Origin of the sequence: Rhizobium sp. WSM1274 (assembly GCF_025200775.1) — a bacterium.
Classification (GTDB): Bacteria; Pseudomonadota; Alphaproteobacteria; order Rhizobiales; family Rhizobiaceae; genus Rhizobium; species Rhizobium leguminosarum_I.
This window is the reverse complement of record NZ_CP104139.1, coordinates 12,709-26,208: the sequence shown is the minus strand read 5'-3', so window position 1 is coordinate 26,208 and position 13,500 is coordinate 12,709. Positions and strand designations below refer to the sequence as shown.

The following is a 13,500-nucleotide window of genomic DNA, read 5'->3' as shown; positions in this document are numbered from 1 at the left end:
GGGCACCCCCGATTTTATTGATGATCGACCGCAGGGATCTTTCCCGTCAGAAACGCCAGAGCCGCTGCGCCGACGAGGCCCGAGTTCTGATCCAATGCCGCCAGCATCACTCTGACATCCTTGAATGCCGGCATCGCCCATTGCGTGATGTAGCCTTGAATGCCCGGTTGGAGCCGGTCGAACTCGTGGGAAAGCCCGCCCCCCATCACGATTATATCGGGACTGAAGATATGGATCAGGCTGGTGAAACCGCGACCGAGAATTTCCGCTTCCTCGTCAATCAGTTGATTTGCCAGGCGATCGCCATCTCTTGCGGCCGCAAAAACGCTGCGGCTGTCGATGGCGCCGCCGTCGCTGACGATCGTCGTCCCGCTGGATTCCATCGCCCTCATTTGGGCGCGGCGCGCAAAAGCCGTTCCGGATCCGTAGGCCTCGAAACAGCCTCTGTTGCCGCAGGGGCAAAGCTCTCCATTCGGCACGACCGACATGTGGCCGACATGGGCTGCCATGCCCTTGCGACCGCGCACGACCCGGCCATCCGACACAACGCCACCGCCGATGCCGGTGCTCACGGTGACATAGACTAGATTATCGAGCCCCTTGCCGGCTCCGAACTGCCACTCGCCGATGGCAGCGGCAATCGCGTCGTTCTCAAGGTCGACCGGAAATGGAAACCGCTTCTGCAATTCCGCCTTCAGCGGAAAGTCGACAAAGCCGGAGAGGGTCGGGATATGCGAGGCGACACCGGCGACGGTATCGAGCGGGCCTGGAGCGGATACGCCGACGCCCACCACAGAGGCAGGGTTCGATGCTGCAAGCAGTCCATCGGTCAGTCCGCAAATCTGGTCGAGCACGCGGGCGGGGCCTGCCAGCGCATCCGTTGATTCGGCTGCGCGCGCCAGAATCCTGCCCTGCTCGTCGACGAGGGCAGCGCGCACCTGCGTCCCGCCGAGGTCGATTCCAATGGCAACCTGCTGCTGCATGTGAAGACCATGAGTTAGAGTGCGCGCAGCCATGCCATCAGCTCGTCGAGCGATGGCGCATTGAAAGCTAGGGAACCGAGGACCACCGTTTCCGCGCCCGACTGGCGCAGAAGCGGCACAGTGTGTTCGCGAATGCCGCCGTCGGCCGCCAGCACGATCCGATGCGCCGCACCGCAGCCGGCAATGATTTGCTTTGCCTGTTGAAGCCGCGCTCCGGCTTTTTCGTCGAGACCCTGGCCCTTCACGCCGATCGCCGTGCCGAGCAGCGTCACAAAGCGCAGCCGGGAAGCGTATTTCTCGACGCGTTCGACAGGCGTCTCGACCTTGAGGACCATGCCGGCTGCGACACCGCGGCGATCGAGAAGATCGAGAGCGTCGTCGGCGACGCTGTCGTTTTCGACGTGAAGACTGATCAAATCGCTGCCCGCATCGGCGAACTGTTCGATCTGCGACAGGAGGATGCTATCGGCGACCATCAGGTGGACATGGATCGGGCGCGCGGACACTTTGCGCACGCCGGCAACAAGATCAGGGAAAAACAACATGGCCGGCGCGAAATGGCCATCGGCGACATCGATGTGGAGGATGTCGACGTGAGGATCGACACGTGCCAGATCGTCCGCCAGACGTACGAGATCGGCCGACCAGACCGAGAATTCGGCAATCAAGCGATCTTTCGGAAGATCGGCGATCCAGGTCTTGGAGGGGGTCGTCATTGTTTTCAGAGCTCCTTCAGAAAATTGCCCATGGCAAGCCGGAAGTCGGCGACGTATTGCGGGCGGCTCTCGGTCTTCGATGTGATCTGCACGAAACGCGCGCCGGCAATCCGCTCGGCAAGAGCACGCGCATGGCCAAGAGGATGAATACTGTCCCGATTATGGCCGATGATGAGCGTCGGTACGGCGATGTTGCCGACGTCCTCGTCGGTCACATCAGGACCGTCATTGGAAATCCTGGTGAGCAGTTCGGCGGTCACATCCAAAGGCGTGCGGGAGAAAAAGCCGGCAAGCGAGGCCAGATTGTCCGGCGCCTCGGCGGCGAGCCGCACGCCAACCGGCCCGGCGAGGAATGCGGTCTTTGCCGCACCCGGCGGCAGAGTTTTCAGGAGCCGCCCGACTTCGGCGTTGGGTGCCATATTCTCCGGCGCGGATGCCGTCAGCCAGGCCGGCCTTGCAATGATCAGAGCCTTGACAAGGTCGGGCCGCTTGACCGCGAGACGCAAGGCGATCGCCGCGCCCATCGAGATGCCGCCGATCACGATCGGTAGCGTAAGATTTTTCTCGATATAGGCGGCGATATCATCGCAGAAGGTCGCAATCGACAACCGCTCCAGATTGCCGGCTTGGGAACGGCCGTGGCCGCGCGCTTCGATCGTTACCCGGTGAAAAACCGCTTCGAGCGGAAAGACTTCATCGGTCTGCGCCGCGTCTCCGCACAGGCCGTGCTGGAATATGACGGACGCGCCCTCGCCCGACATATCGACATTGAGAATGGTCCCGTCGCTCGTTTCGAACGGTTGCGCCCATCTCATCTTCCTGCCCCCGCAGGTTCGCCGTCGAGACTGCTCTTCAGGAAGGCCGCCGCACCGGCCGCCTCCGAGGCCGAAAGACCATGCGTGACGAGACTGCCTTCGAAACCAATCGCTTTGAGACGGCCGAGATAATGCCCATAGTCGAGCACGCCCTTGCCGGCGGTCGCGAAACTGCCGTCCGGATTGCGATCTTTCGCGTGCGCCATGACGATCCGATCGGCCAGACGGTCGATGGCGGCAGACACAATGCTCCGCTGCTCATCCAGCGTCGCGACCTCGAAGAGATTGGCCGGATCGAGCACGATCTTGATGCGGGGGCTCTTCAGTGCCGCGATCAGCCGATAGGCTTTCTCAGCCGAGTTGACGACATTGGCAAGCTCGGGCTCGATGCCGAGATCCACGTCATAGCGCTCGGCGATCTCGATGGCCGCGCCCATCGCCTCGAGGAGATCCCGCCAGGCCTCCGGCGTGTCGTTGTCGGCATGCGCCTTCCACTGGTCGATGGGGTCGCGTGTGCCGGTGCAGAGCGTGATCAGGGTCGTCGACATGTCGGCGCAGCGTTCGGCCAGCGTTGCCAGTCTGCGAAGGCCGGCCTCGCGCACGGCGGGGTCTAGATGGATCATGTTGAAGGTGCCCGAAACGGCAACGATTTCGACGCCGCTGCTACGCGCCGCTTCGCCGACTGCGCGAGCCTCGGCTTCCGTAATCGTCTCCGGCATCGGCGCGAGGCCCGAGCAGGCCATATTGTATTGTGCGCAGGTGAACCCGGCCCCGGCGACCGCATTGAGAACGGTCAAGGGTTCCGTTCCCTCGAAGGTCTTTGCGAAGATGCCGAGCTTCATCACACGCCACCCGTGACGTCGGCCAGCGCAACCGCCTTGCCGCTTTCGACGGAGCGCGCAACCGCAACCATGGCCCGGACGGATGCCAGACCATCATCGATATCGGCGCCTTCCATCACGGCCCCATCCAGAATAGTGCAGGCGAAGCCTTCGACCTGACGGCGATAGAAATGGCCGTCGGCACCGAGGATGCGATGGGTCGCGCCGTCAGCTTCCCGGAAAATGTCCACCTCGCTGGTCTTGTAGTACCATGGGTTATAGGTCTTGCCCAAAATGCTGCCGTTCTTGCCGTAGATCTGAAAGCCTTCGTGCCAGTCCATGCGCACCTGGACGGTGAGATCGAGATGGCCGAGCGTGCCAGAGGCAAATTCCACGTCCACGAACCAGCACCAGATACCGGCGCGATCGGACAGGCGAGCGTTGACGGAGACGATGTCGCCGGCGAAATACCGTGCCGTGTCGATCAGATGGCAACCATGCGCAAGCATGTAGTAGCGCCGCAGGTCGGCTTTCGGATTGGTGGAGGGTTTCTTCGCCTCGGCGCTGGTGACGATCAGCGGCTGGACCGCATCGGTCATCGGATAGCGATGCGTGCTGTCGCAATACCATGCTTTGAGAGCGACCATCTCGCCCATTTCATCGCGGATGAAGGACTTGGCAGCCTGGAGCCCCGCATCGAAACGCTTCATGTGTCCGACCTGGAACACCTTTCCCGACGTGTCGACTGCGGTCTTCAGCTCAAGGCATTCCTCGATGGTGACACCGACCGGTTTTTCGCAGAGGACATGCTTGCCCGCCTGAAGGGCGCGAATACAAGCCGGGACGTGAAAGGCATCGGCGGTCGCGATGATCACGGCATCGAGGTCGGGATCGGCCAGCATCCTGTCGTAGTCGCCATAGGTTTTTTCCGCCCCGTGGGTGATGGCCATACGTTCGCGGAGATCTTCGGCAACGTCGCAAATCGCATAGAGCTCGGCATTGGCTGCCTTCGTGCAGCTCTCGAAGTGCGCGGCCTGGGCAATCTGGCCCGCTCCCAATACGCCGATGCGGAGACGTCGTTCCTGTTTTGATGGCATCGATAGGCCCTTTACGTCGGATACTGAAGATGAACGCTGGTTTCGGCGTCGGATGGAATGCTTTCAAGACATCGAACGTCGCCGACGGCTTCTGGCCGGACTGCCACCAGCGCCTGCCGGCTCCCCCCGTCACGTCACAGCGCCATATGCGTTTGAGGGTGGAAGAAGTGCAGTTTCGCCGGGTCGATGGCCAGATCGATCGATTGGCCTGTCTCGACCGCGCTGACCGCTTCGAACCGCGCGACGGCATTGGCGGCCCCGCTCAGATCCTCGACGGCATCGGGGTCGCCCGAGTCGATCCGGACCGCGTCGATCTTTAAATGCACGATCAACTCGGAGCCGAGCTCCTCGATCGACTTCACGACAACCGGGATCGTCGGATGGGAGGCGCCTGACGGCAACCGGCTGTCGTAGAGGTCCTCGGGCCTGACCCCAAAGATCACGTCCTTTCCCTCGAAAGCCGATAGACCGGGAGCGCGCTCGAAGGCGCCGCCGGACAAGGGAATGGAGAAGCCCGACAGATGGATGCGCCCGCCCTGCAGACGCCCTTCGAAAAGATTCATCGACGGCGAACCGATAAAGCCCGCAACGAACGCATTGACCGGGCGGTGATACAGAGCCTTGGGCGTATCCACCTGCTGAAGCACGCCGCCCTTCAGCACCGCGACCCGATCGCCCATGGTCAGCGCTTCGGTCTGGTCGTGCGTCACATAGATCGTCGTCACGCCCAGCTGTCTCTGCAGGCTGGCGATCTCTGCCCGCATCTGAACGCGCAGCTTCGCATCGAGGTTCGAGAGCGGTTCGTCCATGAGGAATGCCGCGGGCTCGCGGACCATGGCGCGGCCCATCGCGACACGCTGGCGCTGGCCGCCGGAGAGCTGCGCGGGCTTGTTGCCCAGCAGGGACTCCAGCTGCAGGATCTTGGCGATCTCATGCACGCGCTTGGTGCGTTCGGCCTTGTTCTTTCCGGCCAGCTTCATCGAAAAGGCGATGTTGTCGAATACGGTCATATGCGGATAAAGCGCATAGCTTTGAAAGACCATGGCAATGTCCCGGTCCTTGGGCGCGAGATCCACGACGTCCTGACCGCCGATGCTCAACGTTCCGCTGCTGATTTCCTCGAGCCCGGCAATCATCCGCAGAGCGGTCGACTTTCCGCATCCGGATGGGCCGACCAGAATCAGAAACTCGCCATCATGGATCGTCAGGCTCAGATCTTTGATCGCATGGTAGCTGTTTCCGTAGGTCTTGCAGATCTTGTCGAGTACAACCACAGCCACGTCTCGTCCTCCCGTACCTGTCCGGATCACATCGTCCAACGGCGCTCCCCGCCGTCTCCGATCCTTTCGACAAGAAAGCTCAGGCCTGAGCTTCAAAGTCAACCAAAGAATCGACGACAGTTCGCCGTAAACGGTCAGACGATCTTAATATCTATTTGAAATACATATATTTTTTACAGGCAATTGAAAATTATTTGCGGAACCATATTTTTTATCGCGCGCAACTTTTATGATTGGCGCATCGGGAGCGGCGCGGGCGCATTCTCTGCCGCCATCCATGCCAGACACGTCTGGTGATCCGGCAGGCCTCTTCGCCCTCCCCGTGCGGTCACGGAAATGGCGGCCGCCGCCGTGGCATAGGCAGTGCAATCAAGCGGGCTTTTACCCCTAGCGAGGGCAAGGGCGTAGGCACCGTGAAAACAATCACCGGCGCCGGTCGTATCGACCGCCTGAACCTGATAGGCCGGCACATGCCACCAGGTGGCATCGCTTTTCTGGCGGAGGTAGGTCCCTCGTTCGCCATCGGTGAGGACAACCGCGGACCGATCCTTTGACCAAAGCTTGTCCAGGATCATCGTTGGATCATCCTCGCCGGTGTACTCCCGCCCGAAGGCAAGCGGCAGCACTAGGTGATCGGCAAAAGCCAGGATTCGGTCGGTCGCGGCACCGACCGTCCATTCGATATCGGCAATCACGGCCAAGCCCAAGGCGCGTGCGCGCGCCACGACACTTTCCGAATGCGTGGCATAGCCATCGATCAGCAGGACCGGGGCCTGCATCAAAACCTCGTCGGGCAGCGCATCCGACGTGCCGTGCAGCACATCGTCGTCATAAGCGATGAACCGGTCGCCGTCCGGACCAACCGTGATCACGGAGCGGATCGGCGCGGCATCCGCGTGGCGGGGAGCCAGCGATATGTCGACGCCGTCGCGCTCGAGCTCGCTGCCCGCCACATCCGCCGCCCGCTCATCGCCGAGCCAGCCGATGAAGCCGGCGCGCCCGCCAAGTCTGGCGACGGCAACAAGGGCCGTCGCCACGTTGCCGCCATGGTCCGTGGCACGCTTCGTCACCCTCCCCTTGCCGGCCGTCAGCCCCCGATCGACATAGATGATGTCATCGACTGCCAGGGCGCCGAAGCCCAGAACCTGGAAAGGGCGCGGCACGTCTCAAGCACCGGCCGCCGCCAGCGCATCCTCCGGCGCCATGCCCTTATGAATAACGAGCTTGAAGGCGCGCGCGGCCATGGTCGTATCGCCGTGACCCCAAAGGTTGCGACCGACGACCGCGCCTTTGGCTCCGGCGCGCAATGCCTCCGAGGTCTGGACGAGCGCTCCGAGCAGCGTATCGGTCTTCGGGCCGCCGGCGATCACGACCGGGATCGGGCAGGTCGCAACGGTCTCGCGGAAGGACTCGAAATCGCCGGTGTAGCCGACCTTGATCACGTCGACGCCGGCCTCGAAGCCGATGCGCACGGCGTAAGCGATTTCATCCGGGGTGAAAACGATCTTGCCGCCGTCGGAGAAATCGCGGGGATAGACATGGGCGACGACCGGCATTTCGAAGCGGGCAGCGGCGTTGACCGTATCGGTGAGCCAGCGGATATACTCTCCTTCGGTGGCGCCGCGCACGGGAATGGCGACAGCCAGAGCGTCCGCGCCATAACGCACCGCGTCTTCCGGGGTCGCGATGAGCTGGCGAATGCGATCATCGGCGGTGAAGCAACCGCCCTGAATGACGAGCGCTGCCTTTCCGGCATATTCCGACCAGAGGTGCCGCGCCGCGCCAGGCTGGATGCTGATGTAGTCGGGGCCTCCCGCCATGACGCGTCTGAGCGCACCCGGCAGGTCGGCAAGCCCGCCCTCACGTACATTGCCATAACCGACAAAATGATCGACGGCACCTCCGAACAGATGACCCGATGGGTTCGAGAACAGGCGTGCGAGGCGGATTTTGGTTCCGAGACCCATAGCGATACTTCCTTTGTGATTGCCGGCTTTGTGATTGCAGACTTGCGATTGCCGGCACCGATGCTGGAAAAACCCTAACTCGAAAACAAACAAACATTCAATATTTCGATTTCTTTCGTTTCTAGGTGACTGGTGAATTTTTGACGTGCATTTTCGTCGTCAAACGGCTATTTCTACAGCAGAGACCGTAGGATGAGACGCCGAGCTTTCGTTTTTCAAAAGTCGCATTGTTGCAGATAACAGCAGTCGGGATCACATATGCTTGCAGAACAGAGGCGGCAGCAGATCATGCTGGAACTTCAACGGATCGGGCAGGCACGCACCCGCCAGCTCGCGGAATTTTTCGAGGTCTCGGAAGTGACGATCCGCTCCGATCTTGAAATCATGGACGCTAAGAAGCAGCTGATCAAAACGCATGGCGGGGCAATCGCCCTGCCGTCCGACTCGCCGGCAGCGGCCTTCGAGGAACGCATGCAACGCAATTTCGATGCGAAGCGACGCATCGCCCAGATGGCTGCGCGACAGATCATCGACAATCAGTCGATCGTCTTCGACAGCGGTTCGACGCTGCTGCAGGTGGCCATGCAGATGCCACCGGTCAACAACGTCGTGGTTGCGACAACGGCAATGAACATCGCCCAGCATCTGATGTACCGGCCAGGGCTCGACGTGCACATGATCGGCGGCCGCGTGTTTCCCAGCACCGTGAGCACGATCGTACAGGACTCCGACAAAGCGGTCGGCGGCCTCGTCGCCCACCAGGCCTTTGTCGGCGCCCACGCGATCGATCAGTCCTTCGACGTCGTCGATGTCTCCGAAGACATTGCGCGGACAAAGCGCAACCTGGTTCGCATGGCCCGGCGTGTCGTCCTGGTGGCGGATTCGAGCAAATTCGACATCGGCGCCTCCTCCAAAGCCTTCTCGCTATCGCGCGTCGATCTGATCATCACGGACAGCAACATGCCGCACAGCATTCGCCACCGGCTGGACAAGCTGGGCGTGGAGGTTCGCTACGCGTGACCTGCAGTCCACTTCTCCAATTTACAAGAGAGACAGGAGAGGCTTTGGCGTCGACGGATGGCTTTGGCCGACGCCACGGACTACGAGATGGGCTAAAACCCCAGACGTCGAAGCGTCTCGCGGTTCGCGCGAACGGCGCCGGCGGGATCGGTTCCGGCATGGTCCGATTCTTCTTCCACCACGATCCAGCCGATAAAGTTCGGCGCATCCCGAACGGCCGAAATCACCGTAGGCACGTCGCAGACGCCTTCGCCGAGCATCGCCCAGGTCCCGTCGGCGTCCACATCCTTCAGATGCACGTAGCGGATACGGTCGCGGTGGGCCGCCAGCGTATCGCCGATCTGCTGGCCGCCACGCAGGATATGGCCGGTATCCGGCACCCAACCCACTCCTGGATCCAAGAGAGCAAACAGGCGGTCATAGTCGTTCCGCGTGAACAGCAGCGTGTTGTGGTGCGAGGAAGGATGAACGGCAACGGTAACGCCAGCCGACTGTCCGATCTCGGTCGCACGATTGTAGCACTCGGCCGCAATGGCGAATTTCTCATCGCGCGGACCATCCGAGACGACCGTCGCCGATCCCATCGATATCATCGCGCCGGGAAAATTCGCCGCGAAATCGACCCATCGCCGTGCCGTGTCGAGATCGGAGGCAATCTTTTCCGCCACCGTGAAGCCGCTGGCGGAGCCGAAAGCAAAGGAAACCAGCGCCAAGCCGGCATCCGTCAGGGTGCGGGCAAAGTCGGCAGGCTTGAGCGCGTAGCGACCGATCATCGTGTCGGTGATTTCGACACCGGCATATCCGCCGTCGGCAATGGCGCGCACCAGATCGTCCGGACCGCCGCTCCAACCCGTACCCAGCATCTCCCAGGTGAATGTCTGGCAGCCGATCTGCAGCTCAGCATTTTTCATATCTTGGTCCTGACCCATCCGTTGACGACAGCCGAAGCGGCAGCGCGCACGCAATCCTCGGAAGCTTCGCCGGCCTTGCCGAATGCCCCTTCCGCGGGAGAGGCGGCCGAAATTGGTGCGGCAGGCTCGTCATCGGAGATTGCGACGACTCCCAGCGCCTTGTCATTACGTACGGTCAAATGTTACCGTGCGTCAATATAATTTATTGCTTGCGCTTAAAACACTAACATCCTCAACTCCCCCGCACCGCAACGGCAAAATCAGGTTCTTAGATGACACAGACCAATTGTAAGAAACTCAGCATCGGCGTTGTGGGATGCGGCAATATTTCGCTCGCCTATATGCGCAACGCGCCGCTGTTTTCCGGCGTCGAAATCATCGCCTGTGCAGACCTCAACGCAGACGCCGCCAAGCGTCGAGCGGCCGAGTTCGATCTGCGCGCGGCTGACGTCGACAGCCTCATCGACGACAGGAACATCGACCTCATCCTCAACCTGACGATCCCGGCTGCGCATTTTGACGTTTCGATGCGGGCGCTGTCGGCAGGCAAGCATGTCTTTACGGAGAAGCCGCTCGGTGTCACGGTCGCCGAAGGACGCCGCTTGGTGGATGCCGCCGCCGTAAAGGGCCTCATGCTCGGCTCGGCGCCAGACACGTTTCTGGGGGCGGCCGGACGGCATGCCCGGCGGCAGATGGAAGCCGGCGCCATCGGCAAGCCGGTGACCGGGACAGCCTTCATGATGGGGCGTGGCATGGAGCACTGGCATCCGGATCCCAGCTTTTATTACCAGGCCGGCGCAGGCCCGCTGATGGATATGGGGCCTTATTATCTGACGATGATGGTCAATCTGATGGGGCCGATCCGTCGTGTGCAGGCCGTCGCCACAAGCGGACAGGAAGAGCGGCTCATCACGGCGGACGGACCGAAACAGGGCACCACATTCAAGGTCGGCACGCCGACCAGTGTGCTGTCGCTGCTGGAATTCGATTGCGGTGCGACAGTCACCTTCGGCACCTCGTGGGACGTCTTCCGCCACTCCAATCACCCCATCGAACTCCACGGAAGCGAAGGTTCGCTGCGCCTGCCCGACCCCGACAATTTCGGCGGCTCCGTCGCGCTCTCCAGCCGTGGCGCGCCCTGGCAGGAAACGGATACATCAGGCGAACTCTTCGGCGCCGTCAACTGGCCGATCGCAGCACCGGATCGGGCCAACTATCGCATGCTTGGTCTTGCCGATCTCGCGCGCGCAATCATCGAAGGCCGTGCGCCACGCGCTTCGGGCGATCTGGCACTCCATGTGCTCGAAGTCATGGAAGCGATCCTGCGTGCAGGTGAAACCGGTGTCGCGCAGACCATTTCGGGTATCGTCGCGCAGCCAAAAGAATTGCGGGAAGACGAAGCGAGGAGTTTGCTGGCATGACAGAACTGGACGAATCCGCCAAACGCGCCCTAGCGTGGCCTGGCGACCCGCAAACGCCGGTCGAAAGCTGCACCCCGGCGCTGGCGCGGCAGCAGTATCTCGATAGTTTCGCAGACATCCAGCGGCCGCTCGAAGACGTGGCCGAGATCCTGGAAAGGCATGTAGGCGCCATCCGGTTGAAGATATGGCGCGGCCGCGCTGCGCCGCGCCAGGGCGCACCGGCCTTGCTTTATCTCCATGGCGGCGGCTTTGTCATCGGCGCGCCCGAAACTCATGAGGATATCTGCCGGACGCTGGCCAATATGGCGGGTGCCGTGGTGGTTTCGCCCGACTATCGCCTCGCCCCCGAACATCCCTTTCCGGCAGCGATCGATGATTGCGCCGCCGCACTCGTCTGGATGACGGAACAGGCGGATGCGCTCGGCATCGATCCCTTGCGGATTATCGTTGCCGGCGATAGCGCCGGCGGCAATTTGGCCGCCGTCGTCGCCCTGCTGGCGCGGGACGGACAGGTGCCTGATATCATCGGACAGGTGTTGATCTATCCAGTGACCGACCAGTTGCAGACAAGGGACAGCTACTCACGTTACGAAGAGGGTTTCGGCTTGACGGCCGCAGCGATGAAATGGTTCCGAGACCACTACTTGCCGGACGCCGAAAGCCGGTCGGATTGGCGCGCCTCGCCGCTGAGCGTGGCGTCGCTGACGGGCGTGGCGCCGGCCCTGGTGATCCTTGCCGGATATGACGTGCTGTTCGACGAAGGGGCCGCTTATGCCGAGCGGCTCAGCTCGGAAGCGCAGGCCACAAGCCGCACCTGGCCCGGACAGATCCATGGATTCGTGTCGAAGCGAGGGGCCATTCCGGAAGGGCAGGAGGCCCTCGAAGCCATTGCAATGGCATGGCGCACCATGGACCCTGGGCTTGCCCGTTGAAACGGGAACCCGCCCAGTCTCAAGCCGAATCGCGCATAATAAGCGTTGCCTCGAGGATCACCCTGTTCGTCACAGGGGTCGTTCCATCATCTTCGCTTTCGATGTGTGCCAACAAAAGCTCCACGGATTTCGCGGCGATCTCCGGCGCGTTCTGGGCCATGGTCGTCAGCGACGGACAGGTATATCGGCTTAGCGGGTGATCGTCGTGTCCGGCGATGCGCACGTCGCAGGTGTCGCTACGGCCTATTTTTAGCCCCGACGCAAAGGCGGCTGCCATCGCGCCGAAAGCGAAGCGGTCGTTGGCGCATAGCAGCGTTTTGCCGGGAAGACCGCCAGTGCCAAGAATTCTCTGCATCTGCTCGTATCCGAGACGCTCGAATTCCCAGGAAGGTGGCGCGTCGCAATCGATGACCAGCGGGGAATGCCCTTCCCTTGCCATGGTCGCGCGGTAGCTCTCCTGCCGCTCGCCGGCATTTTCGGTCATATGCGGAATTTCCAGGAAGATCGGCGGCTCACCGGACCGGCAGAGATATTGCACAATGGCTGCCATGCTTTGCGCGTTATCGTTGCCGACATAGGGAAGGTCGGCATCGGCAGGATTGTCGAAGCAGACGACGGGTATGGCATCCCTCAGCCTTTCCAGCGCGGAACGGCGCGAACCAGCTCCGAGCGGCGCCACGATCGCACCCGCGACCTTCAGCGAGAGTAAGGTCCGCACGGCCTCCGCCTCCAGCTCCGGCCGCGTGTGCGAAGAGATTTGGACGGGCCAGAATCCTCTTTCACGCAACTCCAACTCAATCAGCGACACCACCTGCACATAAAAGGGATCCGACATGGTCGGGACCAGAATGCCGATATTCCTGGTCCGCTTGCGATTGAGATGCCGCGCGAAAAGGTTCGGCTCGAAATGCGACTTCTTCAGAGCCGCCTCGATCCGCTTGCGGGTCACCTCCTTGATCTGCGAGGGGTCATCGAAATATTTCGACAAGGTCGGACGCGAAACGCCGGCGGCGCTCGCGAAGTCGTCCATCGATTTATAGTTTTTCTTGGCCATTCAATTCCTTACTGGCGGGACGACGACAACAATCGGCAATGATTCACGCAACGGCCGATCCTCTGGCGCGCCAAATCACGCATTGGCAATTTGTACAGGTGATCTTCGGATCCTGAATCGTCGAAAATCACCGCGTAAGCCGGCGTGATCCGTCGTTTTTGGTGCAGGCTCTGCCCTCCCTTTCGAAAATCGAAATATTCCCTTCACTGCGAATTGCACCGTCTGCGCCGCGTGGTTGCAAAAAGTGCTTGTTTCAGCACCCCAAATTCCCAAATTTGCCGTGAAGACGCCAGGTTCCACGCTTTTCATTCTGTTGGGTAAACTTTCATTTGTTTACGAAAGTAAAGAAAAAATGCATCACAAGCAACACAAATGCTGTAGAAAATTACTGCCGATGTCAATCACCTTTATTATTTCTTATCAATGATTTAACTCAACACGCACCGTGCATGCCGGCCTCCCATCTTTTCCCGATCGCAGTTC

The 13,500-nt window shown here is 61.2% G+C and carries 14 protein-coding genes; 3 read left to right on the top strand and 11 right to left on the bottom strand.

Annotation, left to right across the window (positions count from 1 at the left end):
• Positions 1-14 precede the first annotated feature (14 nt).
• The 8 genes from N2600_RS24360 to N2600_RS24325 all read right to left on the bottom strand — a co-directional run bounded on the left by N2600_RS24360 (position 15) and on the right by N2600_RS24325 (position 7,679).
• The gene (locus N2600_RS24360; RefSeq protein ID WP_260299135.1) at positions 15-1,016 is read right to left on the bottom strand and encodes an ROK family protein; all 1,002 of its coding nucleotides are present in this window, start codon (positions 1,014-1,016) and stop codon (positions 15-17) included.
• A complete protein-coding gene (locus N2600_RS24355; RefSeq protein WP_260299134.1) occupies positions 998-1,699 on the bottom strand; it encodes a ribulose-phosphate 3-epimerase in 702 nt (233 codons plus the stop codon). Before N2600_RS24355 ends, N2600_RS24360 begins: the two co-directional genes overlap by 19 nt.
• A gap of 5 nt (positions 1,700-1,704) precedes the next feature.
• Positions 1,705-2,514 carry an alpha/beta fold hydrolase gene (locus N2600_RS24350; protein WP_260299133.1) on the bottom strand — a complete coding sequence of 270 codons (810 nt, stop codon included), beginning with the start codon at positions 2,512-2,514 and terminating at the stop codon, positions 1,705-1,707.
• Positions 2,511-3,356: a sugar phosphate isomerase/epimerase family protein gene (locus tag N2600_RS24345; protein WP_260299132.1), complete on the bottom strand. Its 846-nt coding sequence runs from the start codon at positions 3,354-3,356 to the stop codon at positions 2,511-2,513. Before N2600_RS24345 ends, N2600_RS24350 begins: the two co-directional genes overlap by 4 nt.
• Positions 3,356-4,432, bottom strand: a complete 1,077-nt coding sequence (locus tag N2600_RS24340) for a Gfo/Idh/MocA family protein (RefSeq protein WP_260299131.1) — start codon at positions 4,430-4,432, stop codon at positions 3,356-3,358. The genes N2600_RS24345 and N2600_RS24340 overlap by 1 nt, the downstream gene beginning before the upstream one ends.
• Before the next feature lie 134 nt (positions 4,433-4,566).
• Positions 4,567-5,712 carry an ABC transporter ATP-binding protein gene (locus tag N2600_RS24335; RefSeq protein WP_260299130.1) on the bottom strand — a complete coding sequence of 382 codons (1,146 nt, stop codon included), beginning with the start codon at positions 5,710-5,712 and terminating at the stop codon, positions 4,567-4,569.
• Positions 5,713-5,939: 227 nt separating this feature from the next.
• On the bottom strand, positions 5,940-6,875 hold the full coding sequence (locus tag N2600_RS24330) for a PfkB family carbohydrate kinase (RefSeq protein ID WP_260299129.1): 936 nt from the start codon (positions 6,873-6,875) through the stop codon (positions 5,940-5,942).
• A gap of 3 nt (positions 6,876-6,878) precedes the next feature.
• A complete protein-coding gene (locus N2600_RS24325; protein ID WP_260299128.1) occupies positions 6,879-7,679 on the bottom strand; it encodes a class I fructose-bisphosphate aldolase in 801 nt (266 codons plus the stop codon).
• A gap of 258 nt (positions 7,680-7,937) precedes the next feature.
• Between N2600_RS24325 and N2600_RS24320 the strand changes: the two genes are divergently transcribed.
• Positions 7,938-8,699 carry a DeoR/GlpR family DNA-binding transcription regulator gene (locus N2600_RS24320; RefSeq protein WP_260299127.1) on the top strand — a complete coding sequence of 254 codons (762 nt, stop codon included), beginning with the start codon at positions 7,938-7,940 and terminating at the stop codon, positions 8,697-8,699.
• A gap of 92 nt (positions 8,700-8,791) precedes the next feature.
• On the opposite strand, the gene N2600_RS24315 is transcribed toward N2600_RS24320, so the two are convergent.
• Together N2600_RS24315 and N2600_RS24310 are read right to left on the bottom strand one after the other, a co-directional pair.
• Positions 8,792-9,610 carry a sugar phosphate isomerase/epimerase family protein gene (locus N2600_RS24315; RefSeq protein ID WP_260299126.1) on the bottom strand — a complete coding sequence of 273 codons (819 nt, stop codon included), beginning with the start codon at positions 9,608-9,610 and terminating at the stop codon, positions 8,792-8,794.
• Positions 9,607-9,789 carry a hypothetical protein gene (locus N2600_RS24310; RefSeq protein ID WP_260299125.1) on the bottom strand — a complete coding sequence of 61 codons (183 nt, stop codon included), beginning with the start codon at positions 9,787-9,789 and terminating at the stop codon, positions 9,607-9,609. The genes N2600_RS24315 and N2600_RS24310 overlap by 4 nt, the downstream gene beginning before the upstream one ends.
• A 93-nt stretch (positions 9,790-9,882) precedes the next feature.
• On the opposite strand from N2600_RS24310, the gene N2600_RS24305 reads away from it, so the two are divergent.
• Positions 9,883-11,031: a Gfo/Idh/MocA family protein gene (locus N2600_RS24305; RefSeq protein WP_260299124.1), complete on the top strand. Its 1,149-nt coding sequence runs from the start codon at positions 9,883-9,885 to the stop codon at positions 11,029-11,031.
• Positions 11,028-11,963 (top strand): alpha/beta hydrolase, encoded by a 936-nt coding sequence (locus N2600_RS24300; RefSeq protein WP_260299123.1) that lies wholly within the window; start codon positions 11,028-11,030, stop codon positions 11,961-11,963. Before N2600_RS24305 ends, N2600_RS24300 begins: the two co-directional genes overlap by 4 nt.
• A 19-nt stretch (positions 11,964-11,982) precedes the next feature.
• On the opposite strand, the gene N2600_RS24295 is transcribed toward N2600_RS24300, so the two are convergent.
• The gene (locus N2600_RS24295; RefSeq protein WP_222280674.1) at positions 11,983-13,017 is read right to left on the bottom strand and encodes a LacI family DNA-binding transcriptional regulator; all 1,035 of its coding nucleotides are present in this window, start codon (positions 13,015-13,017) and stop codon (positions 11,983-11,985) included.
• Positions 13,018-13,500: the final 483 nt, after the last annotated feature.

Coding starts and splice junctions, on each gene's coding strand:
- N2600_RS24360 (WP_260299135.1), bottom strand. CDS start 1,016: ATGGCTGCGCGCACTCTAACTCATGGTCTTCACATGCAGCAGCAGGTT.
- N2600_RS24355 (WP_260299134.1), bottom strand. CDS start 1,699: ATGACGACCCCCTCCAAGACCTGGATCGCCGATCTTCCGAAAGATCGC.
- N2600_RS24350 (WP_260299133.1), bottom strand. CDS start 2,514: ATGAGATGGGCGCAACCGTTCGAAACGAGCGACGGGACCATTCTCAAT.
- N2600_RS24345 (WP_260299132.1), bottom strand. CDS start 3,356: ATGAAGCTCGGCATCTTCGCAAAGACCTTCGAGGGAACGGAACCCTTG.
- N2600_RS24340 (WP_260299131.1), bottom strand. CDS start 4,432: ATGCCATCAAAACAGGAACGACGTCTCCGCATCGGCGTATTGGGAGCG.
- N2600_RS24325 (WP_260299128.1), bottom strand. CDS start 7,679: ATGGGTCTCGGAACCAAAATCCGCCTCGCACGCCTGTTCTCGAACCCA.
- N2600_RS24320 (WP_260299127.1), top strand. CDS start 7,938: ATGCTTGCAGAACAGAGGCGGCAGCAGATCATGCTGGAACTTCAACGG.
- N2600_RS24315 (WP_260299126.1), bottom strand. CDS start 9,610: ATGAAAAATGCTGAGCTGCAGATCGGCTGCCAGACATTCACCTGGGAG.
- N2600_RS24305 (WP_260299124.1), top strand. CDS start 9,883: ATGACACAGACCAATTGTAAGAAACTCAGCATCGGCGTTGTGGGATGC.
- N2600_RS24300 (WP_260299123.1), top strand. CDS start 11,028: ATGACAGAACTGGACGAATCCGCCAAACGCGCCCTAGCGTGGCCTGGC.
- N2600_RS24295 (WP_222280674.1), bottom strand. CDS start 13,017: ATGGCCAAGAAAAACTATAAATCGATGGACGACTTCGCGAGCGCCGCC.